Below are 23,900 nucleotides of genomic sequence, written 5' to 3'. Positions count from 1 at the left end.
TGCTGCGCTACAGCGGTCAGCGCATCACCCAGGTGGTGCTGACGCTGACGCTCGGCGAGTACCTGACACTGCTCAACGACACCCTCCACCAACGCACCGGCGAACTGCTCGCCAGCATCGACCAGCGTTTCAACAAACCGGCGGCCAACAAGGTCCGCGCCATGGTCCTCAGCGGCGCCCTGAGCATCGCCAGCGCCCGGAACAACCGCACCCTGATCGACGTCAGCGTCTGGACGCTGGAAAGCACCGAAGCGCTGCTGGCCCGGCTTGCACAACTGCGCGCGAGCGGCGATTTCGGCAGGGGTGAAGCTTTGCGCAGCATCCACATCGGCGCGGCGAGCCTGCAGGACAGCGCCGAGCGAGTCACGCAAAGCATGTCCATCGGCGCGGCTGAAGCCCGGCAGATGGCGACGCGGGCCCTGCGCGGCTTGCGTGACAACGCTGGAAACACGCTGTTGGTGTTGGGGAGTTTGTGGTTCGTGCAGGACAGTTTGCGCAATAGCCTGAAGGCCCTCTCGCGGACGGCAGGAAGCAGTCATGACGAAGCGCTGGCGGCGGTCTGGTCGTCGTCGGTGGGGGTGATGGGAGTGGGAGTGGAGGCTGCGGGGGTTGCGTTAAAGGCGTTGCGGCCGGGGTTGACGACGACTGTGGCTGGCGCGACTAAGCCCATGGGGACGCGGGTGATGCAGTACGGCGGGGCGATTGCGGCAGTGGCCGGGATCATGGATGGGGTGCAGTTTGGGTTGGCGGCGGGAAGGGTAGCGAAAAAGGGGGATACATCGGCTTCTGTGGCGTATATCGTTGCTGCCGCCTTTTCCGTTGTTGCCGCCGTCACGGGCATCGCAGGCGCAATCGCACCCGCTACCATTCTGCTCGGCCCACTGGGGCTCGCGATTGCTCTGGGACTTGCCGCCTATGCATTCGCTACGGCGGCCAAGAAAGCTGAGTCCGCTGCGCTTGAACTTTGGGCCCGGCACAGCTTGTGGGGGTTGCCGCGACAGCACCGGCAATGGACCACGGCCGAGCACTTCGATACCGCCATCGCCGCCCTAAACGCCGCCGCGCTTGGACTGACTGCGGAAGTGGGCATCCATACCCGCATTCAGCCCTTGGGCAGTACGCGCACCATCGGCATTGGCGCATCAGTCGGCTCCGACGTTCAGTGGGCGCCTTACCTTCGCTACGCCATCCAACTCCCCGGCTTTGTCCCCGGTGCATCTCGTTACGATTGGGCGCTCACCGTTTACCGTCCACACACTGCTGAACAGGTGATTGCCAGTGGCCGCAGCGACAGTACGCCTTCGTTGCAACCACCGCCCTTGCCGTTGCAAAACGACTATGACCATGACAGCACGCTGCCGCATCTGGAACTCGATGAAGAGTCCTGCACGCTGCTGATTCGCGGCTCGATCGAACTGGACACCTTCTACGACATCAACGCCATGCAACTGACCGTCTACTTTTGGCCAGACCGCAGCGATGAGGCCGGCCATGCTCGACTTATCGTCAAGGAAGACAAGATGGACACCGTAACAACGAATCGCAAGAGGGGTGACTGAAAATGGCACGGCCACTACTTGATCCGCCTTGTATTGGTTGGCGAGAGGATTTACCAGCGCCCGAAGAGCTGCCGACGCTAGTGCCTTCGTTGGGATTTGACTCGCCCAATCATATGAATGAGGTATATCTGGAGATGCCTAGAGCATCTTGGCAAGCGCGTGGATTTCTTATCTGGTTAGCTCCAATTGGAGGTCTATGCTCTATTGTCATGCTAATTGCGCTTATCTGGGGGTGGGACAGTACTGATCTTTGGTTATTTTTGGGGTTCGGTCCCGCCGGCATACTGACCTGTCTCTGGATAACATGTTGGATGCTGAAATCATCCATCGCTGCCCCGCGCGACTTACCCCTGCGCTTCAACCGCACCCGCAGAAGAATCTACGCCTACAACTTCAAAGAACGTTGGTGGAACCCCTTCGAACGCTGGTATGTAGCACCAGTCGCTTATGACTGGTCGCAAGTACGCGCCGAGCGCTGGAGGCAAATCAGCGCCAGTACCCATGGAGTCATCATCAGGGTGGGCGTCGTCCTTTCCATCGTCGCCCCGGGCACGAACAAGGTCATCGACCGCTTCCACCTCAGCACCATGGGCGCCGACGAACATGCCTGGGCCTACATCTGTACCTACATGCAGAAAGGCCCCGAGGCACTGCCACCCCCTGACCCACCCCAGGATCACAACGACGTGCCCTGGTACAACCTCGCCATGCGCCTGGCCCCTAAAGTCCAATGGCCCGAAGACATGGACCGCGAATCGCGAACTGCACCTTGAAATTGGGGGAGTCGTGAATGGGGTGGCTGGCGACGTAACGCGATGGTGCGGCTATGGCGTCTGAATCGAAACATTGAACAGTATCAAACGAACAATTCAGGGCTTTCCCTCGCCACAAGCGGAAACGTCCTGCATCAGTAACAAAGCTGAGAAGACATGATTCGGCCCCAGACGAAACGACTGGCCCTACTCTGCGACTATTGCAGAAAACATGTCTTGCCCATGCGGGAGGTAGCGTGAGCGCCGAAAATCAGATCACGACGGATTGGCAGCGACAGAATGTGCAGGTTGTTTTGGCACCTCGCTGGGAGAGCGTGCAAACACAAGAACGCTCATGGCTATGGCTCAATGGCAATCGTATCGACGATTTGGAAGCGCAGATTCAGGCGCTGACCCGGCGCTTCGATTACCACTGGGTGTGGCGCGGGACTGAATGGGAATATCGCGCGCCAGGGTATCGTCGCGGTCCCATGCTGGTGCCATTGGACCACGAGGCATTGCTCACACATTTTCTCGACGCGTGGGCACCACAAGGCGCCGGACTGTTGTTACAGAGCTCCGAGCCCAGCGATGTATTACTCATGCACCTGCAGCAACTGCATTTACTTATCGGCGCTGATGGGATGCCGCTGAGTTTCAGCCTTGAGCCATCCCGGCAACTTGAGGAAATCGGCGAGGGCCTCCCGAGCGCACAGCGCGCCCAACTGCTCGGCCCAATCGCGCGCCTGACCTGGCGCGCCGACAGCGAGGCGAGCACCGAATGGCTTCAACTCGATATGCCGGCCCACTGTGGCGGCACTCCTCTGAGGACTGGCGAACATCTGCAATTGACCCATGAGGATGAGACCGCGTTGGCGCAGGCCAGCTACCGCTGGTTCATTCGGGACACTGCACGGCTGTTCTTCCAGCGCTATCCAGCACACACAAGCGACCTGACCGAGCAACAACTGTGCAACAAGCTAGCGCTTATCGACGCCGAGTCGGACGTCCTGGGTCTGGCTTTGGAGCGTGATGCGCGTCAGTACATGGCGTTACGCCTGACTTACCCAAAGGAGCTGTTCGACCGAGATGCAACGCTGCGCAAGCTGCTGTGCAGCCCACAGATGTCCGCCCGCCATCGCCTGCTCGAAGCCGAAGAACATCTCTCCAGGACAGCCCGATCAAAGGTCGAATCAGCCTCATGAGCCAGCCCTTCAAAAAAGCACTGCAACCGGCCAGCCCCAGCGAAAAGCCACGACGCTCAGCCATCTCGCCACCTCCTTGCCAGCGCTGCATTCCGGTCTATCCCGTGCGATACGCCGTCACGGACACCCCTTACAACGCTGACCTGTTCGATCAGTTGACCGTCCAAGGCTATCCAACACTGCAGGCGGGTAAAACCTACGGCCTGCGGGTACTGCGCCCAGGTACCTACCTGTATCTGTTCTACTGGTCGAACGCGCGCATGCACACCTTGCATTATCAGGTGACCGACGACCTGCGCTTTGCTCCCATCTGGTGGACCGAGGCGGACACGCGGGATGAAACGCCCGGTCGTTTTGCCCGTCCCGATACCACCGGCGCCAAGCCCTATCTGCTGGCGCCGGAAACCCATGTCGCCAACACCATTCATTTGATGGTCAGCGAGACACTGCTGACGCATGCGCGGCTCTTCGACATCGCAGAGGATAGAAACGGCATTCGCAAAAGCCTGGCCACCACGCTAATGCCGGCCGATGGCCCTAAGCAAACACATGCCTTTGATGCGCTACACCTGGCGACGGCCACGCCGGAACTTGTCAGCAAATCCAGTCAATACGCCTGGAGCGAAATTGAGCTGGCAGATCATCGGGTCGGCTACCAGAGCATCATCTCCGGCATGAAGATGGCGCTGCCGCCTTCCAGCGACGAGGCAAACCTCGTGCACCCCCTGGCCGTAGCACTGCATGATCCAATCGGCACCACCAGTGAACTGGCACACCTCACTGCCGTGGCCGCCGCACAGCGTCAGACCTACGAGATCGACCACAACCACGCCTACACCAGCGCCACCCTGATCAAGCAGTACCTCGCCAGTTTGCAGGAACGGACGGAGCCAGAGTTCCAGCAGAAACGGAGCAAGCTGGTGCGCTATCACGACACCGACCACGCGAGTTCTATCAACGGTAACGTAATACCCTTCCTCCTGGCCTATGAGAGCAAGGTCAAGGCGTTGCAAAACATCCTTGATCGCTGCGTGGCCGACCTGGATAGATGGGTCAGAACCGCCAATAGCCTGGGAAAAGGCTGGAGCCACGGTTTGCTCGGTAAAGCCCTGGCCTGTTACGACCCCAGGAGTCGTGAAAACTGCCGGCACTACGAGGAGGTCATCGCCCGTTGCACCGGCGGCCTGACCCACAGTGAGGCAGGCCGCAAAACGATCAGCGACCTGGTACTGGCCCACCCGGCAGATAGCCCTCTCTGGGCAGCGCTGGCCAACGGAGTACCGGAGCTGCATACCCATTTCGCCGCACCCGATGCACTCAAGAGCGCACTGGACATCGGCGTTGCCGCATTCGCGCCGCTCTACCAGTTCAATCTCAACTACGCCGCTACCGCCCATTCGGACACCTTGGTCAGCCTGATGCTGCCGTTGTTGGCGGACAAGGCGCTGTCCGACTCACAGGCGGACACCATCGTTCGACGGCTGCGCTTGTTCGCCGAGATTCGCGTGGGTAGCACGATTGTGACCTATCGCGTGAGTAGCGCCGAGGCCAGGTTCCAATATGCGCAGTTCAGCGGTGCGCAGACGATGACTGCGGAGCAGTTGAAGAAGTGGGGTATCACGGTGAAACGACCGCTGCGCAACCTGCCGGCTACTGTCACTCTTTTTGAAGAGATACCTCGGGGGGCTGGCAAGGAGTACATCAGCCCGGCACAAGCGGGTGAGGCTCAGAAATACAGCTTGGAAGGTAATGTGTTCCAGCGTGCGCTTCAGCGGCTGCAGGGGAGCAAGGGTTATGCTGCCGTGCAGAGGGGGCTTGTTACTGCGGAGTATGCGATGACGGGGCTGGCAGCGCTTGCGGCTGCCATGTCGGTGCGGGCATCTCTTAGAGATATTGCGCAGGGAAAAGTCACCACAGGGAATAAAATCGAAGGTGTGTCATATGTACTGAACGCACTCGCGGCAATAGCGGCTGTTTTGAGCGCCACCTCCTACTTTAAAGCCGATATTGTTCAAATAAGGGCGCTGGCCCAAGGTCATGCTTTAAATAGTGTACGTACTAGGCCCGAAGTTTTTTTCGCTCGGGTAAAAGCTACAAAGCTAGGAGCACTAGGCGCATCTTTTGGATCATTTTCCGACATGGTGCGTGCGGTCCAGGCGTCTGAAGGTGGTCAAAATTCCGAAGCAGCCAAAATGTTCATGGCTTCAGCGGGGTGCGGGCTAATAGTTACTACGGGGCTGTTGTTAAATGCTGTTGGTGCAACTTTAGGTTTCACTGGACCAGTAGGCTGGCTAATATTGGCGGCTTTAGCGACCGTCGGCGTCATCTACTTCTCAATCCAGGCCGCCGCTGCGAAATTCCAACCGGACGAAGTCTGGCTTTCCCACTCCTTTTGGAGCCGTGGGGAAACACGCTATCGATTCAAAAGCATGGAGGAGGAGTTGGCTGCTTTCCATGGGGCCATCTATGGCGTGCGGGTGGTGGCCGAATGGGAGCGACCTGATAGCGAAGTCCCTTCCAGCTTTAACAACCTAGACAAGCGATTGTCGGTTCTTGCCTATGGCCTGCGGCAGGGAGTGTACGCGTTCAAACAGGAGATTCAGGCACAAGGCGTCGGCGTCCTATCCCTTTCCCTAGCCTTACCCGGATACCTGGAAAACCTGCCACCCGATGCAGTGCCGCGCTTTCAGCACACTTTGCGGGTGTTTCGAGGAAGCAAGGAACTGGTGGCCATTGAAGGCCCTATAGCAACCTCGCCGAACTACCGCTTTTCCTACGATGATCAATGCATAGTGACCCGTAGCGATTACTCGAAAAATGAAACCCGCCTGCTGACTTGGCGCATCAACATGCGCGCCGACGCGCAAGTGCATCTGGATTATTGCTATCGACCCCATCCGGAAGAGCAACCCACTCTGGCATTGATGCCTCAGAAAGCGCCGCTAGTATTCACTCGCGGTACATGGATCACCGACCCCATCGACAGCGACATGCTTGAGCCTGTTATGGAGCCTAAACGATGACAATATCCAGTTCTACAAAACAAGAATGCCCCACGCCCGCCGAGATCCAAAAAAAGTGGCGGCAGTTTCGTTCTGCGAGTCGATTTCTGCCTTCAGAGCTATTTACTATCGAACCCGCCATTTCTATATTGAGAAAAAGCAATGACTCCATCGAGCTGACTTCGGAAACCCTGCAAAGAAGTAGCGAAGGATTGACTTTAAGAGCTACCGCACCCTTGGTATTAGCCTCTCTATTAGCTGCATTCTTGAGCTCTTCAGCGTCAGATGTCGAGGCTGCAATGCTGATGTGTTTAATCACCTTGATCCTAAGCTTTGTTGGATTTTTTTCTTTTCGCTTGATAGCACCTCGCTTTAGATACCGTGCAAGTCGAGTCAGAATTAACAGAAAGAGCCGCCGGATCTATTACGCACCTCATCCCGAAAATGGTAACGAGGATATCTGGATACTCAAATGGGATTGCATTCAATCCTTGGCCTACGCCACAGGACAAAGCCCACCGTACTTGTATCTCATTGGCTATACTTGCAATACCCAACCGTCCAAACTGGTGAAGATCCCAATCGTTTCAGATTATCGTCTAAATATGCCCTTTGACGACCTCGCCCCTACAGATTGTCGGTGGGTATGGTTACAGCGATATATGGCCGGAGATACAAGTCTGCCCGAACCATTCATCGAATCTCCCCCCAGGACCTGCCGCGACGTCGTTCTCAAATACGGCGGCCAATGGGTGCTTTCCTCGTTCACCGATCCCAAGCGCCGCCGCTGGCTACCTCTGACAATATGGGCAGATCTTGTTATCGTGCTGTTGGTCATGCCGATAATGGCATTGCCCCAACTGATTGTGCTGACCTACCCAGAACCAATATTCCCGCCTGAAAACGACCGTTTGTGCGGCTTTGCTAGTAATGAGGATTGCAAGGGTGGTAGCTAAATTCAAACGGCAGATACGCCCCACACCTGCCGAAATAAAGCACACATGGAGAAAATTTCGTTCGGCAACTGATTTTTTGCCCTTCGATATCGACCCTGAAGTCAAGCCATCAATTACTATTCTGCGCGCCAATACAACCACTGTAGAAATCACATCAGATACATTACAGCGCACAGGCACCACGCTAAACTTCCATCTGAGCTCACTCGTGGCCTTTGGAGTTCTGCTGCTCTTTAGCGTTTCCCTCATGCATCACACACAGGACCTTAAACTTATCTTCTTAATATTTGCTATTCCGCTTTCCTACCTTACAAGTTTCGGCCTCTCGTATTTTCTGGGCATTCGCTTTCATTATCGTCGCTCCACTGTACGATTCAACCGAATCACACGACAGGTGTTCTTCGCACCACACATTAGGACTGCAGATTCTATGTGGATCATGAACTGGGACGAAATTTGCGCCGTGGACTATTACCGTGGAAAAGGCCAAGGCTATTTATATCTCGTTGGACATCCAGCTAACTTGGGCATTACTGAGCTTGTCAAGATCCCCATAATTGGAGCCCACATTGGTTATCACAACGCCAGTTCGTGGCTCTGGCTGCATCGGTACATGACCGGGGACTCTCAACTTCCCGCACCCACCATAGAATATCCCCCCCAGACGTGGCGCGATGTCCTTCTCAAATACGGCGGCCAATGGGTACTTACTTCCTTCACCGACCCCAAACGCCGCCGCTGGCTCCCCCTGACCATCTGGGCAGACCTCTTTATCGTATTGCTGTTCATGCCCATCATGGCACTGCCTCAGCTGATTATCCTGACCTACCCCGAGCCAAAGTTCCCCGCCGAAAACGACAAGCTGTGTGGCTTCACCGATAAGGCACAGAGCAACACCTGAGCCAGAAAGGGCGCCTTTTCTTCAAGCGAAGCGCCCCTTGGGTCGTGCTCGTCAAACCAGATAATCCTCAACCCATTTCACCCAACAATCCGACCCGACCTTCACCAGCTCATCATTAAAGTCGTAATGCGGGTTATGCACCGAACACCCATGAAACTCCCCTGTCCCATTGCCCAGCATGAAGTAGCACCCAGGCCGTGCCTGCAACATGTAGGCAAAATCCTCAGTCCCCATAACCTTCTTCGGCATCCGCGCCAGCAAGTCCCCTTCCTTGAACAACGGTCGCAGGCTTTCGCGCAGCAGGTCGCTCTCGTGTTCGCTGTTGACCAGCGCCGGTGCCAGTTGGGTGAAGTCCAGATCGATTTCTACCCCAAAGCTCAGGGCATGTCCCTGGACCAGTTCCTCGATCCGGCGATTGATCTTCTGCTGGGTCTCAAAGGTGTCGGTGCGCACGCTGATAAGCATGCTGGCTTCATCGGGAATGATGTTGTAGACCGTGCCGGCCTGAATCATGCCGATGCTGATTACCGCGTAGTCTTCGACCGCGAGGTTACGTGACTTGATGGTCTGGATGCCGCTGATCAGGCTGTTCAACGCCGAGATCGGGTCCACGGCCAGCTCCGGCATCGCGCCGTGCCCGCCCTTGCCGGTGATGCGGATGCTGACCCGCTGGGACGAGGCCATGGTCGGACCGGATTGGACCACGCAGGTGCCGACCGGCATGCCCGGCATGTTGTGCAGGGCAAACACGGCGTCACAGGGGAAGCGCTCGAACAGGCCGTCGTCGATCATGGCCTTGGCGCCTGCCAGGCCTTCTTCATCGGGCTGGAAAATCAGGTTCAGGGTGCCGTTGAAGTTGCGGCTGGCCGCCAGTCGTGCGGCGGCGGCCAGCAGGATGGCGGTGTGGCCGTCGTGGCCGCAGGCGTGCATGCGGCCGGGAATCTTGCTGGCGTGGGCAAAGGGGTTTTTCTCGCTCATGGGCAGCGCGTCCATGTCGGCGCGCAGGCCCAGGCAGCGCAGGCCATCGCCCACTTTCAAGACCCCGACCAGGCCATGGCCACCGATATTGCGGTGCACTTCATAACCCCACTGTTCGAGCTTTTCGGCCACCAGCGCGGCGGTGTCCGGGGTCTCACCGCCCAGTTCGGGCGCGGCGTGGATCTGCCGGCGAATCTTGATGAACGTGTCCATGTCTTCGGCGACAGGGTGCAGGTTCTGGTTCTTCTCGAAGTGGCTCATATCACTCGCATCCTTTGTTTTCCGGGAAGTACTTCAGGCACACCAGGCTTAACGCACCACCGGCCAGAAGGTAATAGGCAGGGGCCAGTGGGGTGTCCAGGGCGGAGGTCAGCCAAGTGGCGATCAGCGGCGAAAAGCCACCGAACAGGGTCACGCCGAAGCTGTAGCTGACAGAGGTGCCAAAGGCGCGTTGAGCCTTGGGAAAGCCCTCCATGATCATGGCGAAAAATGCACCGGCACCGATGCAACCCGGCAACACCAGGATCGCCACCAGCATCATTGCCAGGCCCAGGTGCTCGACCTGTCCCAGCAGGTAGAAGACTGGCAAGGTCAGCGCCACCGGTGTGGCCACGGTCCAGACCAACAGACGCTTTCGCAGCTGGTACTTGTCGGCGAACTTGCCGGCCAGCGGGCAGATGATCGCCAGGCAGCCGGCGCTGATGCAGGCGATGGCCATGGCGCTGCTTTGCGGGTAATGCAGGACGGTGATCAGGTAGGTCGGCATGTAAAACACGAACAGGTACATACCAATGGTGGCACTGGCCATCAGGCCGATGCCCAGCGCGATGCGCTTGAACAGCGCCTTGTCGATGGTTTGCTTGCCTTCCTGCGCGGGGGCTTCATGGGTTTCCGGCAGGCGGGTGCGGATGTACAAGCCGACCGGGCCGATCAACAGGCCGAAGATAAAGGGAATGCGCCAGCCCCAGCTGTCGAGGCTGGCAGGGTCGAGGATCTGGCTCAAGCTAAAGCCAAAGCCCGCGCCCACCAACGCCGCATAGCCTTGGCTCGCGCCTTGCCAGCTGACGCTTTGGCAACGCTTGGCGCGGGTGCTGGACTCCATCAGAAACACCGAGGCGGTGCCGATTTCACCGCCGGCAGACAAGCCTTGAATCAAGCGGCCGGTCACCAGCATCACTGTCGCGAAGATGCCGATTTGCTGGTAAGTCGGCGCAAAGGCGATCAGCGCCGTGCCTAGGGTCATCAGCCCGATGGTCAGGCTCAAGGCCGCCTTGCGTCCGCGCCGGTCTGCGAAACGGCCGATCACCATGGCCCCCACCGGCCGCATCAGAAAGCCCACGCCGAAAGTTGCCAGCGACATCAACAGAGACGCCAGCGCCGAGTCCGACGGGAAGAAGTGCCGGCCGATCAGTACGGCGAAGAAACTGTAAATGGTGAAGTCATACATCTCCAGCGCGTTGCCCAGCGAGCACGCTACAAGGGCTTTTCGGGAGGAAGAGGCCTGGGCCGCATTGAGCGGCTGCGTCTGCATGATCGTCGGTGCGGGAACGGGTCTAGTCATTATTATCTCCGGTGTCGAATCACGGCATGGCGTGACTATCAGCCAATCCCGCGGTCAACACGATTGCGGTTTTGGTAACTGATTAACCCGTTGTTAATTGACTAAACCACGCTGCGGCAGGTTTGCCTTAGTCCGGCGCACAGATGGCCTCAAATTCCGGAAACGCCCCGCCATTGCTCATTGTTGCCCCCATGAACGAGCGGTGTTTCGCTGTGCTGACGTTCGCATCCAACGGCTGTTCAGCCGTTATTTGTCATCCAGAAGGCGCTCCAGACCTGCTTGTTAACCAATCGGCATAGCGTGGCCGAACAAGCAATTAGGCAAGGGCATCCCGACCGCCCCCTACTCGGCTGCCTTGAGCAGCCGCGTACGCAAGCTGTGGAACAACTCTTCAGCCGGGGCCGTCAGGCTATGACGGTCGATACTGACCAGGTTGATGGGGTAATCGGGCACCAGCTCCTGCACCACCACCGAGGCAATCTCCGAGCTGGTGGTGAGCGTCAGCACGTCATCCACGGCCAATTCGCTGATGGTCATCAACGACTCGGTGTTCTTGAGCAGCTTGAGCGCCATCATGATCGAGGTGCATTCGACCGCGTTCTGCGGCACCCGCAAGCCGTTGATCTCAAACAACTGGTGAAACTGCGACGCCGGATCGGCCAGCTCGTCCAGGCTGATCCAGTTGGCATACTGCAGGGCGCGCAGCGACTGGGAAAACTTGTGCTGGTGGGAGGCATGGCAGATCACCTTGCCTTTGATGCTGCCCACCGCCTCCCAATCCAGGTTCAGGCGGGTCAGCGGCTGTTGCGAGGTGATGGCAAAGTCCAGGCTGCCGTCGCGCAGGCGTTGCAGGATCTGGCTGGGGCGCAGGTCGGTGATGGTGATCTTGACCCGCGGGTATTTGCGCCGAAACGCCAGGATGCTCTCATCGACGCCATCGAGCAGGGCCGTCAGCGACGTCACCCCGATGGACACGGCGCCCAATGCGGCATCCTGGATATGCGCCGCCTCCACCTGCAAGCGGCGGATGCTCTCCACCACCAGGTTGGCGTGGCGGATGATGCGCTTGCCCTCATCGGTCAGGGTCATGCCCTTGTACGAGCGCTGTAGCAGGACAAAGCCCAGTTCGCGCTCCAGCTCCTTGATTGCCCGGCTCAGCGCTGGCTGGGTGATGTGCAGGATTTTCGAGGCCTCAAGGATGCTGCCTGACTGATGGATGGCGACCAGCGCCTTGAGTTGATGAAGTTTCACCCGCTATGGCCTTATCACTGAAAGGTAAAGGGAATCGATTGAGCTGCAACCGGGATGCAGAAGCTACCACGTCAGGGCTTGGCCTGCAGGCATTGCTCAAATATTATCCAAAACGCTCCAGACAGCTTACAGCGCGGGGTCTGGACCACTATCCACAGAAATACCCACGGCTGCTGTGGATAACTTGGCGATGTGCCACCCCGAACAAAACAACTATTTTATTTATAAATAAATATTAACTTGATAAATAGTTAGCATATTAGGACATAACCAAAAAGACCTTCACAGCGCACCTCCCGAGGGTTACCGTCTGTCACGTCCGACCCCACTCCTGGCGGAGGCCTCAACTCATGCCATCGCCAGGAACACACCATGCGCTTGTTCACCGATTCAACTCCTCCCTTACAGCTTGAGGCTGATGTACTGGTCATCGGCGGCGGCCTGGCCGGTACCTGGGCGGCGATCGCCGCGCTGATCCGAACGCTGTTCTCCACCTTGCTCGCCGGCAGCCTGCTATTGGCCTCGACGGCCCACGCTGCCGAACTGGAACCCCTGCGGGTCGCCAATCAGAAATCCTCGATCAAGCTGCTGCTGGCGGCGGCCGGCCAATTGCAAGATGTGCACCTGGCGTCCGCCAAGGGTACCGAGTTCGACCGCATTCCCATCACCGACGCGGTGATCAGCAACCTGCAACAGACCTCCGACATTTACCTGGAGGAAGGCGTGCTGATTCGCCGCGTCGACGTTTCCCCAGGATTCGATGCCAGCTTCAACGTGGCCCGCGCCGAGGCAGATACCGACAGCGTTGCGACACCCCCCTGATCGCGCAAGGGGAAACCCCATGAGTGAATCCCTCACGGCAGTACTTTCACCATCCATGACAGGAGTTGTTTCATGAGTCTCGAATTTATCGGCCTGGTCGGGCCACAGGAAGGCAGTGAATCCCAGGCCCCGCGCGGCCCGGCGGTGGACCTTGAGTTCGTCAAGACCTTCGCCCAGGCCCAGGAATATGGCGGTTTCAATCAAGTGCTGCTGGCGGTGAACACCAGCGCCGCCGACTCGCTGATCCTGGCCACCCATGCCGCGGCGGTCACCGAGCGCTTGGGCCTGTTGGTGGCGCACCGCCCGGGTTTCCAGGCACCGACCTTTGCCGCGCGCCAGTTCGCCACCCTCGACCACCTCAGCCGTGGGCGCGTGGCCATCAACGTGATCACGGGCGGTGACAGCGGCGATCTGCAGCGCGACGGTGATTTCCTCGACAAGGACGACCGCTACGCACGCACCGAGGAATACCTGGACGTGTTCAAGAAAACCTGGACCTCACCGGAACCGTTCGATCACAGCGGCGAGCACTACCGGGTCGAAGACAACCTGACCTTGATCAAGCCCGTGCAGAAGCCGCATATTCCGATCTACTTCTCCGGCGCCTCGGACGCTGCGGTGGAAGTCGCCGCCAAACATGCCGATGTGTACATGATGTGGGGCGAGCCGCTGGAGAACATCCGCCAGCGTATTGCCCAGGTGCGCAAGGCCGCCGCCAGATACGGGCGGGAAAAGCACATCCGCTTCAGCCTCTCGCTGCGGCCGATCCTCGGCGCCACCGAAGATGAAGCCTGGGCCCGCGCCGAGCGCATCCTGGAAGACGCCAAGGCCTTGCAGGCCCAGCGCCAGGGCAAAAGCCGCGAACGCAATGTCGGCACCAGCAACAGCGGTTCACAGCGACTGGTGGACCTGGCCGGGCAACGCGTGGTTCACGACAAACGCCTGTGGACCGCCATCGCCGCCCTCACGGGTGCCGCGGGCAACTCCACCTCGCTGGTCGGCACCCCGGACCAGGTCGCCGAAGCGGCACTGGAGTACTACAAACTGGGCGTCAGCACCTTCCTGTTCCGAGGTTTCGAGCAACTGCGCGATGCGGTCGACTATGGCCAGCACTTGCTGCCGCGGATTCGAGCGCTGGTCGAGCAGCATGAACATGGGCGGGTCGAACAGGCGAGCTAAGCATCCAGGCCCCATTTGACTTGCACGGTAGGAGCAAGGCTTGCCCGCGATGGCCTCACCACGGTGTGCCAGATACACCGCGTTGCCTGCATCGCGAGCGCGCCCCCACAAAGTCAAAAGCTCACTCCGCGCAGGTGTGGCGGGAATGGAGATCGGTGTGTGGAGCAAGGCTTGTCGGAGCGCCGAACCGCCGCGATGGCCTCACCGCGGTGTGCCAGATACACCGCGTTGCCTGCATCGCGAGCGCGCCCCCACAAAGTCAAAAGCTCACTCCGCGCAGGTGTGGCGGGAATGGAGATCGGTGTGTGGAGCAAGGCTTGTCGGAGCGCCGAACCGCCGCGATGGCCTCACCACGGCGTGCCAGATACACCGCAGTGCCTGAATCGCGAGCAAGCGCGCGCCCACAAGGTCAAAAGCGCTCCGCCGTCGCGATGCAGGGCCTGCTGGAAACTCGGCCAGCCGCCATCGGCGCGCCCGGCACGGCGCATCGCCAACGACACGGTGGAGGCTCATTGACGTGAGCATTCAATTGATTGCAGGCTTGCTGCTGGCCTGTAGCAGCATGGTTTGCCTGTGCCTGTGCCTGTGCCTTGGACTGGAACGGCATTACAAACAGCTCTGGCAGCGCCTTCCCCCCCCCCCGCGCTGCACCGGACCTTGCGGATCGTCGGCTGGTTGGCACTGGCGGCCAGTTTTGTCTATAGCATAGGGGGCTGGGGCTGGGCCATGGGACCGGTCGGCTGGTTTGGACTGATCTCGCTTGCAGGCCTGGCACTGGTATTGCTACTGCCCTATGCCGCACGCCTCAATCAATAGCGCCTTGTGGAAAAGGAGTTTCGCGAATGAGCAAAGTCTGTGACAACCCCAGCGCTGCCGCCCAGCGCATGATCGATGAAATTGCCGCTGCCAGGACCGACCAATTGGCTGACCATCAGCAAGCCTTTGCCAAGGGCTACGCCTATGCCTTGCTGGAGCTGCGCCTGATCAACCTGCCGACCTGGGAATCGTTGATTGATGAAATCCAGGAAACTCGCGCGGCGTGGCGGCGTCGCGCCAGCGGCCAGGATTGATCTCAGGCCATCGGCCCGGCATAGCTGCTGTTCATGACCATCATCTATTGCTGGGCCTCTGCCAACCCGTCGGCCATGCACCAACCGTCCCGCCCGTTCCTCGATCCACGCACGCAGTTGCTTCAACACCACCACACCGAAACCGGACAGCCCAAAAGGGCGACGCACCAGAATGGTTCCGTCTCGTTTGGCCAGCACCAAGGCACCGCGGTCATCAATGGGAGAGCCAGAATGCTCCTCACTCGCCATCTTCGGGCTTGCGCCGCCGGATAATGGCGTCTTCAATGTTGCGCCTTCTGGCCACGGCATTGCCTATGGCCAGCACCACCGCGGACGCGATCAACATCGCCGCCAGCAGCAGGTATCCCCAATGAACGACAGTCATGCGTCGACTCCCGGGGCTGGATCCAGCCCTTGCGGATCACAATGTCCTGAGTACGCACAACTCCTTGGCATGCCGGCCTGTCTCAAGCGCCGGCATCATCGATTCAGTGTAGTTTGGTCTGGAAAGATTCGTAAGTGCAGTCATGACCCGGGGCTGCCACCTGTCGCAAGTCGGCCCCTGCTGCCTGGCATGGTTGATCTCCCCCGTCGAGCCACCCTCCCCTTGAGACAGAGCTAGACTCAATAGCACCAGGACGCACAGTGACTTGCTGCCACCATTGCGCTGGTAAACCCATCCGGGGGAGAAAGACGCAGGACGGAGGTGCCAAATGACCCAATATCAACGATTGCTTGTCATGCTCGGCCCGCAGATGCGCCACACACCTGCCTTGCAGCGCGCAGCAGCGCTGGCCGATACCAGCGGGGCCGCGCTGGATATCATCGTCTGTGTCGACGATGTCGATACGTTCGGGTTGATGAGCGATCCCGCCGAGCGCAAAAAGCTCCTGGACGACAACCAGCAATGGCTTGCCGATGAATGGGAACAGATGCGCCGCGCTGGCCTCGATGTGGCGTGCGACGTGATCCTGACCCGCGACCTGCTGCAGACCGCTCTGGATCAGGTCAATCGTGTTCATTGCGACCTGCTGATCAAGGACGTCCAGCATGAACCTACCCTCAAACGCTTGGTGAACACGCCGCTGGACTGGCAGTTGTTGCGCGAGTGCCCGGTGCCAATTCACCTGGTCAGCGAAATCCGTTGCCCGCTGCCGCGCCTGATTGCCGCCGCCGTCGACCTGATACCCGGGCACGGGGCTGACAGTCTCGACGATCAGGTCATCGAAGCCGCCCATTCGTTGGCCTTGCAGTGTGATGCCGAACTCCACCTGGTGCATGTCTTTGACACGGCGCGCACCCATCTGAGCGACTTCGGTGCCGGCACCGTCACCATGCCCGGTTTTACCGGCTCCGTGCGTACGGCCCAGCACAAAGCCTTCGACCACCTGGCAGATCGCCATTCCATCGACCTCGCCAACCGCCACTTCCTCGAAGGCCCGGCCACCCGGGCGATCACTGCGCATGTCAACCACAGCCGCACCGATGTGATGGTCATGGGCAACCGCCATCACGACATACTGCAGACCTTCATGGGTGACATCACGGCCCATGTGACCGAGCAGCAGTTGTGCAATGTACTGGCGGTGAAGGCATCGGTGGATCCCCTGTCGCCGGTCGCGGAGCAATAACCGCGGCATAACACTCATGTAGGAGCCAGCTTGCCTGCGATGAAGGCGACGCGGTCTATCTGGAAAATCGCGGTATGGCCATCGCGAAGGTTCGGCGCCCCGACAAGCTCTGCTCCTACATCAAAAAATGCCGTCCAACATCGACCGTCCGCGCTGGCGTCTAGGCTTGCTTGGCCAGGCTTTGGTAATCAGCGCTTGCCTCGCTGGCCAAGTGCCGGGCGCGCCCGACGCCCCAGACAAGCGCCCGAGTCATCGACTCGTTCGGCCTGGAATCATGAACCTCTTCGTACAGGGCCATGCCGCACGAGGCATAGACGCCAATGAAAAGCTGAGTGCCGCCCATCCTCGACAGCCTCACCTGCACATCGATGGTCGTCCCGTCATCGAGCGTTTCGGCATGCGTGCGAGAGTGAAGTGCCGGATCTGCCCATGCCCAATAGCGTTGTCCTCGGTGTCTCATTTCGACCTCCGTGCGCTGTGTGTTTCTTCAGATTATTAGAGCGCGCACTATTGGCAAGTCGTCGGGACCGCGTTGTGCACTAAATCGGACCATCGGATCGCTTCCTTGTACAGAAGCCTGTACAAGACCCCGCCCAACTCAGCCTGATAAACCGCAGCGCCTACATTCGCGGATAAATCCCACACATTAAATTGCCGTGAACCCATTACGACTGTAAAACCGCTCCAGCTCATGGGGCTGTGGATCAACGCCGGTAAAAATCTTCAGGTACTCGGGGATGTAATGCATGCGCTGGGCGATCGGTTCCTGGGTCTTCATGCTGATGTAGCCGATCTGGGTCAGGTAGATCGACCTTGCGCGGGTGACGGCCGCGTCGTGGGCGAAGCCGAAACGGTCGAACATGTGCCTGAGCGCCTCCACCCGTTGGGCGTCGGCTTCGGCAATTTCCTTGGCCACTTCCGGCGACTGGAGGGCCCAGCTGCGCATGGCGAATTCGAACTGGGAGTCGAACAGGTCGCTGTTCAGCCAGCAATCGAACACATTCAGGATGGCCTCGGTGATGGAGCTGGCGTACGCCTGGGACTGGGTGATCAGGTTGAAGGTGTTCTTGCTTTTCCAGCGTTCGATCAAGGCCTCGAGCAGCGCTTCACGGTCCTGGAAATACCAGTAGAAACTGGTGCGCGCCAGGTTCAGTTTCTTGGCCAGGGGCATCACCCTCACGGCATCGACGCCCGATTCCTTCAGGCTTTCATAGGCCGCATTAAGCCAGCTTTCCAGTGAGCCCCGGCCGGCGGTTTCCGCAAGATTGTTGGGTGCTTTCATCGAGATCCATCCACCTTCATGCCTGGTTTACGGGGTCAGTGTACACCCCTGTCGATATTATTGACACCTGTGTACATGGCATCTATCTTCAGATTGCCTGATGACCTGCATGCGAGACCGATATGAATAACGATCCGCTTCTTCAGCCTTATCGCCTCAAACATTTGACCCTGCGTAACCGCATCATCACCACCTCCCATGAGCCGGCCTACCCTGAAGACGGCATGCCGAAAAAGCTCTACCGGGCTTATCACGTCGAGCGGGCCAAGGCGGGTGTGGCCATGACCATGACCGCCGGCTCCGCGGCCATCTCCCGGGATAGCCCGCCGGTGTTCAACAACATTCTGGCCTACAAGGATGAAGTCGTCGGCTGGATGAAAGACCTGACCGATGAGTGCCACGAACACGGTGCAGCGGTCATGATCCAACTCACTCACCTGGGCCGCCGCACCCGTTGGGACAAGGGCGACTGGTTGCCGGTGGTGTCGCCCTCGCACAATCAGGAACCGGCGCACCGCGCCTTTCCGAAACGGCTCGAAGAATGGGACATCGAGCGCATTATCACTGACTATGCCGATGCCGCGGAGCGGATGAAAGCCGCAGGCCTGGACGGCATCGAGTTGCAGGCCTACGGGCACCTGATGGACCAGTTCTGGTCGCCGCTGACCAATACCCTCGAGGGGCCCTATGGGGGTTCGCTGCAGCACCGCCTGCGCTTCACCTTCGATGTGCTGACGGCGATCCGCAAGCGTGTCGGCCCCGAATTCATCGTCGGCATTCGCTACACCGGGGATGAAGTCTTGCCCGGCGGCCTGCAAAAAGAAGAAGGCCTGCAGATTTCCCAGCTGCTCAAAGACAGCGGCATGATCGACTTTCTCAACGTGATTCGCGGCAACATCGCCACCGATGCGGGCCTGACTGACATCATCCCGATCCAGGGCATGCGCAACGCGCCGCACCTGGACTTCGCTGGCGAGATTCGGGCGCTGACCGGCTTCCCGACCTTCCACGCGGCCAAGATTCCCGATGTCGCCACAGCCCGCCACGCCATCGCCAGCGGCCTGGTCGACATGGTCGGCATGACCCGCGCGCACATGACCGACCCGCATATCGTGCGCAAGATCATCGAAGGCCGGGAAGACGAGATTCGCCCCTGTGTCGGCGCCAACTACTGCCTGGACCGGATCTACAACGCCGGCGCCGCCTACTGCATTCACAATGCGGCGACGGGGCGTGAAACCACCATGCCGCATGAAATTCCCAAGGCCACTACCCGGCGCAAGGTCCTGATCGTCGGGGCCGGCCCCGGCGGGCTGGAAGCGGCACGCGTCGCGGGTGAACGCGGCCACGAAGTGTTGGTGCTGGAGGTGGCGGACAAACCCGGTGGGCAAATTCGCCTGACCGCGCAATCGGAGCGGCGCAAGGAGATGATCAGCATCATCGACTGGCGCATGGCCCAATGCGACCGGCTGGGTGTGCAGTTTCGCTTCAATACCTGGGCCGACAGCTCGGTCATTCTCGACGAGAACCCCGACGTGGTGATCATCGCCACCGGCGGCCTGCCCCACACTGAAGTCCTGGAGCGCGGCAATCAGTGGGTGGTTTCGAGCTGGGACATCATCTCCGGTGACGTGAAACCGGGCCGCAATGTGCTGGTGTACGACGACGCCGGCGACCATGCCGGCTTGCAGGCCGCGGAGATCATCGCCCGCAGCGGAGCCAAAACCGAGATCATGACCCCCGACCGCGCCTTTGCGCCGGAAGTGATGGGCATGAACCTTGTCCCTTACATGCGCTCGCTGCAGCAACTGGACACCACCTTCACGGTGACCTGGCGGCTAAAGGCGGTGGAGCAGCAGGATGACGGGTTGCTCGCCACCCTCGGCACCGACTACAGCAGCCTGGAAAAAACCCGGCAGTTTGACCAGGTGGTGGTCAACCACGGCACCCGTCCGCTGGACGACCTCTATTTCGAACTCAAGCCCTGGGCCCTCAATGAAGGCGCGGTTCAGTACATGAACCTGATCGCCGGCAATCCGCAGAACCTGGCGAGCAACCCCGAAGGTCGTTTCCAGCTGTTCCGTATCGGCGACGCGGTCGCTTCGCGCAACACCCATGCGGCGATCTACGACGCCCTGCGCCTGGTCAAGGATCTCTGACCGCCAGCGCCAGGTGTTTCCAATCATCAGAACTGACGTTTTTGTAAGCCTTTCGTACTGCCCCGTAAGTTGATCCGAATGATGGATTTGAAACTTTTCCAACGGAGTTGCCGTATGCATACAGATTCCCGCGTCCCATTTGAACCGACCGCCGAAGCCAACCTGCGTTTTCGCAGCGATGCCAGCGTCACCGACCACACCCTGCCACCCGTTGATCAAGCGCTGCTGAGCGCTCAGGCCGCCATCGATCGCAAGGCGCTGCGCCACTATCGCCTGGAGCGTATTCGCCAACAGCTGCGCGAGAGCGACTACGGCGGCATTCTGCTGGCCGACCCGATCAACATCCGCTACGCCACCGACACCAATAACCTGGGCCTGTGGGTGATGCACTCCCCCAGCCGCTACGTGTTCATCGCCACCGACGGGCCGGTGGTGCTGTTCGAGTTCTCCAGCAGCCGACACAACAGCGAGCATGTGGAAACCATTGATGAAATCCGCCCGGCCATTCCCTGGGTGTACTTTCTGGCCGGGCCGCGGGTCGAGGAAAAAGCCCGGCAATGGGCTCAGGAAGTGGCGGCGCTGATGGACCGGTTCAGCGGCCACAACCGCCGCCTGGCGGTGGATCGCTGCGACCCCTGGGGCGCCGAAAAACTCAAGGCCAGCGGCCTGGAACTGTTCGATGCGCAGCCACTGATGGAACAGGCAAGGGTCATCAAATCCGCTGAGGAGATTGCCAGCCACCGTGTCTCGATGGCGGTGTGCGACCTGGCCATTGCCCGCATGCGTGCCAGCCTCGTGCCCGGAGTCACCGAGAACCAGTTGTGGAGCATCCTCCACGGCACCAACGTCGCCCAGGGCGGTGAGTGGGCCGAGAGCCGCTTGTTGAACTCGGGGCCGCGGACCAACCCCTGGTTCCAGGACGCGACCGACAAGGTGATCGAAGCCGGCGAGATGGTCTGCTTCGACACCGATATGGTCGGGCCGGGTGGCTACCTCTCGGACATTTCCCGCAGTTTCGTCTGCCCCGGCAAGCCGGTCACTGGCCAGCAGCGCCAACTGCTGGACATTGCCACGCAACAGATCAACCACAACGTCGACCTGCTGCGCCCCGGGCTCTCTTTCCGCGAGTTCGCCGAGCGCTGCTGGCCGGTGCCCAGGCAGTACGAACACAACCGCTACATGATGATGCTGCACGGGGTCGGGCTGGTGGACGAATACCCCAGCGTTGCCTACGCGGTGGATTTCGCCGAATGGGGCTACGACGGCGTCTTTGAGGAAAACATGGTGGTCTCGGTGGAAAGCTTCATTGGCGAGCAAGGCGGGCGCGAAGGCGTGAAGCTGGAGGAGCAGGTGCTGATTACCGCCCGGGGGGCCGTGAAACTGTCGCGCACTCCCTTGGTGGATGGAGAACGTTAACGCGTGCCATGAGAGTCGCTGCAGCGACCCGTTTATCTGTCGAGGATTAGAAGAATGAGCAGCACCCTGACCGTGCTAAAAACGCCCCCTGAGCGCCCTTCGAGCCGCCCGTCTGCGGCCATTCCTTTCCTGAAACTGGAGGCTATCCAGAAACAGTTCGGCCCTTATTCCGTGCTGCACGACGTCAGCTTCGAGATGGCCAAGGGCGAGGTCGTGGCGATCATCGGCCCCAGTGGTTCGGGCAAAAGCACACTGCTGCGTTGCATCAACCAGCTAGAGCCGCCGACCAAGGGCCGGGTCAGCATGGACGGCGTGCAGATCGAAGCCGGCCGGCCCCTGCCCAAGGCGCAGTTGCTGAAATTGCGCCGGCGCATCGGCATGGTGTTCCAGTCGTTCAACCTGTTTCCACACCTGACGGTCTTGCAGAATGTCAGCCTTGCCCAGGTTCGCACCCTGGGCCGCAGCCGCCAGGAGGCCGATGCGCGGTCACTGCAACTGCTCGATCGGGTCGGGCTGGCCGACAAGGCCGGGCACTATCCGGCCCGTTGTTCGGGCGGCCAACAACAACGCATCGCCATTGCCAGGGCGCTGGCCCTGGAGCCGGAGTTGATGCTGTTCGACGAACCGACCTCCGCGCTGGACCCGGAGCTGGGCCTGGAAGTGCTGGCGGTGATGAAGGAGTTGGCCCGCGAGGGCATGTCAATGATCGTGGTGACCCACGAAATGAACTTCGCCGAAACCGTCTCGGACCGAGTGGTGGTGATGGCCGAAGGGCGGATCATCGAGCAAGGCCCCAGCGTCGAGGTGATGCGCCACCCCAGGCACGAGCGGGTGATCAAGTTCCTGCAAGCCGTGAGGGATCGCTGATGCTCGACATACTGGCTTTGCTCGCGCGGGGCGTGCCCTGGACGATCGCCGTGACCCTGGGAGCGTTGATGATTGGCGTGGTGCTGGGGTTTCCGCTCTGCGCCCTGCGCATGTCCGAGGCGCGCCTCGGCCGTGTGCTGGCGACAGCGCTGATCCTGACGCTGCGCTCCATTCCACCCATCGTCTGGCTGTTCTTCATTTTCTTCGGCATCGGTGGCGGCCTGATTCCCCTGTCGCCCTTCGCAGCGGCGGTGATCGGGCTGGGGCTGGTCACCGCGGCGCACATGGCCGAAGTTTACCGCGGGGCCTTCGCCGCGATCCCGGACGGGCAGTACGAGGCCGCTGCCGTGCTCAACCTCTCCGGGCCGCAGCGCTTCTTTGATGTGGTGCTGCCGCAACTGATCCGGATCGCCATCCCCTCCTCGGCCACCTACGCCATCGGCCTGCTCAAGGACTCGGCGGTGGCCTCGACCATCGGTGTTGGTGATATCAGCTTCCAGGCCTATCAGGTGTCGCAGCAGACCTTCCAGGGTCTGGGCGTGTACAGCGCAGCGGCGCTGGCCTACCTGATCCTCAGCGTGCCGGTGGCGTTGTTTTCCCGCTGGTTGTCGACCCGCCTCAAACTGAGGATATCGCGATGCTAGAACTCATCGAGCTGTGGAGCAGCTGGTTCCCGGAACTGTGGAAGGGTTTTGTCCTGTCGCTGCAGATCACCGCCCTCAGCCTGGCACTGGGGCTGCTGCTCGGCCTGCTGCTGGCGCTGGGCGTCAGCGCCAGGGCGCGGCTGGTGCGCTACCCGGCGCTGTTGCTGGTGGAAGTCGGACGCGGCGCGCCCGCCTTGATCCTGCTGCAGTACTTCTACTTCGGCTTGCCGTCGGCGGGCCTCACCTTGTCGTCATTCTGGGCGGCGGCACTGGCGCTGGCCTATTGCACGGCCGCTTACACCAGCGAAATCATCCGCGGTGGCATCGAGGCCGTGGATGCCGGTCAAAATGAAGCGGCCGAGGTGATCGGGCTGAACCGGATCGACGCCCTGAGGTTCGTCATTCTGCCCCAGGCCTTGCGGGTGGCGGTTCCCTCGCTGCTGGGCTTTGCGATCCTGATGTTCCAGGCCTCGTCGCTGTGCTTCACCATCGCGCTGCCGGAAATCGTCAGCAGGGCCTCTGCCATCGGTTCCACAACGTTCGAGTACATGCCGGTGCTGACCCTGGCGGGCCTGATGTACGCCGCCATTTGTGCACCCGCGACGCTGGTGGTCACTTTACTTGAGAAAAGACTGGCGCCCAGCCAGCCGCACTAACGACGACTG

Annotated in this window: 21 protein-coding genes and 1 pseudogene; 16 read left to right on the top strand and 6 right to left on the bottom strand. The window is 60.0% G+C overall.

All coding sequences use genetic code 11. From position 1 onward, the window contains the following. From GUY40_RS08045 to GUY40_RS08020, 6 genes and pseudogenes are all read left to right on the top strand, one after another. A pseudogene (locus GUY40_RS08045) lies at positions 1–1,559 on the top strand (hypothetical protein); the annotation flags it as partial. 2 nt (positions 1,560–1,561) lie between these two features. Then, entirely contained in the window at positions 1,562–2,332 is a 771-nt protein-coding gene (locus GUY40_RS28740; protein ID WP_371924743.1) for a DUF6708 domain-containing protein, read from the top strand. A gap of 236 nt (positions 2,333–2,568) precedes the next feature. Beyond that, positions 2,569–3,516, top strand: coding sequence for a DUF4123 domain-containing protein (locus GUY40_RS08035; RefSeq protein ID WP_166568417.1), 948 nt, complete (start codon positions 2,569–2,571; stop codon positions 3,514–3,516). Next, the gene (locus GUY40_RS08030) at positions 3,513–6,539 is read left to right on the top strand and encodes a toxin VasX (protein ID WP_166568416.1); all 3,027 of its coding nucleotides are present in this window, start codon (positions 3,513–3,515) and stop codon (positions 6,537–6,539) included. Before GUY40_RS08035 ends, GUY40_RS08030 begins: the two co-directional genes overlap by 4 nt. After that, entirely contained in the window at positions 6,536–7,474 is a 939-nt protein-coding gene (locus GUY40_RS08025; protein ID WP_166568415.1) for a hypothetical protein, read from the top strand. Before GUY40_RS08030 ends, GUY40_RS08025 begins: the two co-directional genes overlap by 4 nt. Continuing rightward, the gene (locus tag GUY40_RS08020) at positions 7,464–8,375 is read left to right on the top strand and encodes a DUF6708 domain-containing protein (protein WP_166568414.1); all 912 of its coding nucleotides are present in this window, start codon (positions 7,464–7,466) and stop codon (positions 8,373–8,375) included. Before GUY40_RS08025 ends, GUY40_RS08020 begins: the two co-directional genes overlap by 11 nt. Positions 8,376–8,426: 51 nt before the next feature. Here the strand turns inward: GUY40_RS08020 and GUY40_RS08015 are convergent, their stop codons facing one another. The 3 genes from GUY40_RS08015 to GUY40_RS08005 form a co-directional block, all read right to left on the bottom strand. Beyond that, positions 8,427–9,614, bottom strand: a complete 1,188-nt coding sequence (locus GUY40_RS08015; RefSeq protein ID WP_166568413.1) for a M20 aminoacylase family protein — start codon at positions 9,612–9,614, stop codon at positions 8,427–8,429. Position 9,615: 1 nt separating this feature from the next. After that, complete coding sequence (locus GUY40_RS08010; protein ID WP_166568412.1) at positions 9,616–10,914, bottom strand: MFS transporter; 1,299 nt, start codon at positions 10,912–10,914, stop codon at positions 9,616–9,618. A 342-nt stretch (positions 10,915–11,256) separates the two neighbouring features. Next, positions 11,257–12,165, bottom strand: a complete 909-nt coding sequence (locus tag GUY40_RS08005) for a LysR family transcriptional regulator (RefSeq protein WP_166568411.1) — start codon at positions 12,163–12,165, stop codon at positions 11,257–11,259. A gap of 372 nt (positions 12,166–12,537) precedes the next feature. On the opposite strand from GUY40_RS08005, the gene GUY40_RS08000 reads away from it, so the two are divergent. The 4 genes from GUY40_RS08000 (at position 12,538) to GUY40_RS07985 (ending at position 15,236) form a co-directional block, all read left to right on the top strand. Then, entirely contained in the window at positions 12,538–12,987 is a 450-nt protein-coding gene (locus GUY40_RS08000; RefSeq protein ID WP_166568290.1) for a hypothetical protein, read from the top strand. A gap of 72 nt (positions 12,988–13,059) precedes the next feature. After that, positions 13,060–14,166 carry an LLM class flavin-dependent oxidoreductase gene (locus GUY40_RS07995; protein ID WP_166568410.1) on the top strand — a complete coding sequence of 369 codons (1,107 nt, stop codon included), beginning with the start codon at positions 13,060–13,062 and terminating at the stop codon, positions 14,164–14,166. Between the two features lie 573 nt (positions 14,167–14,739). Next, positions 14,740–14,982, top strand: coding sequence for a DUF3325 domain-containing protein (locus tag GUY40_RS07990; RefSeq protein ID WP_371924742.1), 243 nt, complete (start codon positions 14,740–14,742; stop codon positions 14,980–14,982). 26 nt (positions 14,983–15,008) lie between these two features. Beyond that, entirely contained in the window at positions 15,009–15,236 is a 228-nt protein-coding gene (locus tag GUY40_RS07985) for a hypothetical protein (protein ID WP_166568289.1), read from the top strand. Between the two features lie 238 nt (positions 15,237–15,474). Here the strand turns inward: GUY40_RS07985 and GUY40_RS07980 are convergent, their stop codons facing one another. After that, positions 15,475–15,621, bottom strand: a complete 147-nt coding sequence (locus GUY40_RS07980; protein WP_166568409.1) for a hypothetical protein — start codon at positions 15,619–15,621, stop codon at positions 15,475–15,477. 328 nt (positions 15,622–15,949) lie between these two features. On the opposite strand from GUY40_RS07980, the gene GUY40_RS07975 reads away from it, so the two are divergent. Beyond that, positions 15,950–16,867 (top strand): universal stress protein, encoded by a 918-nt coding sequence (locus GUY40_RS07975; protein WP_166568408.1) that lies wholly within the window; start codon positions 15,950–15,952, stop codon positions 16,865–16,867. Between the two features lie 160 nt (positions 16,868–17,027). Here GUY40_RS07975 and GUY40_RS07970 read toward each other — a convergent pair whose 3' ends face one another. Together GUY40_RS07970 and GUY40_RS07965 are read right to left on the bottom strand one after the other, a co-directional pair. Beyond that, the gene (locus tag GUY40_RS07970) at positions 17,028–17,327 is read right to left on the bottom strand and encodes a hypothetical protein (protein WP_166568407.1); all 300 of its coding nucleotides are present in this window, start codon (positions 17,325–17,327) and stop codon (positions 17,028–17,030) included. A 186-nt stretch (positions 17,328–17,513) separates the two neighbouring features. Then, positions 17,514–18,149 (bottom strand): TetR/AcrR family transcriptional regulator, encoded by a 636-nt coding sequence (locus tag GUY40_RS07965; RefSeq protein ID WP_166568406.1) that lies wholly within the window; start codon positions 18,147–18,149, stop codon positions 17,514–17,516. 122 nt (positions 18,150–18,271) lie between these two features. Between GUY40_RS07965 and GUY40_RS07960 the strand changes: the two genes are divergently transcribed. The 5 genes from GUY40_RS07960 to GUY40_RS07940 all read left to right on the top strand — a co-directional run bounded on the left by GUY40_RS07960 (position 18,272) and on the right by GUY40_RS07940 (position 23,891). Further along, entirely contained in the window at positions 18,272–20,308 is a 2,037-nt protein-coding gene (locus tag GUY40_RS07960; protein ID WP_166568405.1) for an NADH:flavin oxidoreductase, read from the top strand. A 114-nt stretch (positions 20,309–20,422) separates the two neighbouring features. Then, entirely contained in the window at positions 20,423–21,724 is a 1,302-nt protein-coding gene (locus tag GUY40_RS07955) for a Xaa-Pro peptidase family protein (RefSeq protein ID WP_166568404.1), read from the top strand. Positions 21,725–21,778: 54 nt separating this feature from the next. Then, entirely contained in the window at positions 21,779–22,591 is an 813-nt protein-coding gene (locus tag GUY40_RS07950) for an amino acid ABC transporter ATP-binding protein (RefSeq protein WP_166568403.1), read from the top strand. Further along, positions 22,591–23,235, top strand: a complete 645-nt coding sequence (locus tag GUY40_RS07945; protein ID WP_166568402.1) for an amino acid ABC transporter permease — start codon at positions 22,591–22,593, stop codon at positions 23,233–23,235. Before GUY40_RS07950 ends, GUY40_RS07945 begins: the two co-directional genes overlap by 1 nt. Beyond that, positions 23,229–23,891, top strand: a complete 663-nt coding sequence (locus GUY40_RS07940; RefSeq protein WP_166568401.1) for an amino acid ABC transporter permease — start codon at positions 23,229–23,231, stop codon at positions 23,889–23,891. Before GUY40_RS07945 ends, GUY40_RS07940 begins: the two co-directional genes overlap by 7 nt. The last annotated feature ends 9 nt before the right edge of the window (positions 23,892–23,900 follow it).

The sequence above is a fragment of the Pseudomonas sp. R5(2019) genome, from assembly GCF_009905435.1.
Lineage (GTDB): Bacteria > Pseudomonadota > Gammaproteobacteria > Pseudomonadales > Pseudomonadaceae > Aquipseudomonas.
Note: the sequence above shows the minus strand (reverse complement) of the source record. Positions and strands in the feature narration are given on the sequence as shown.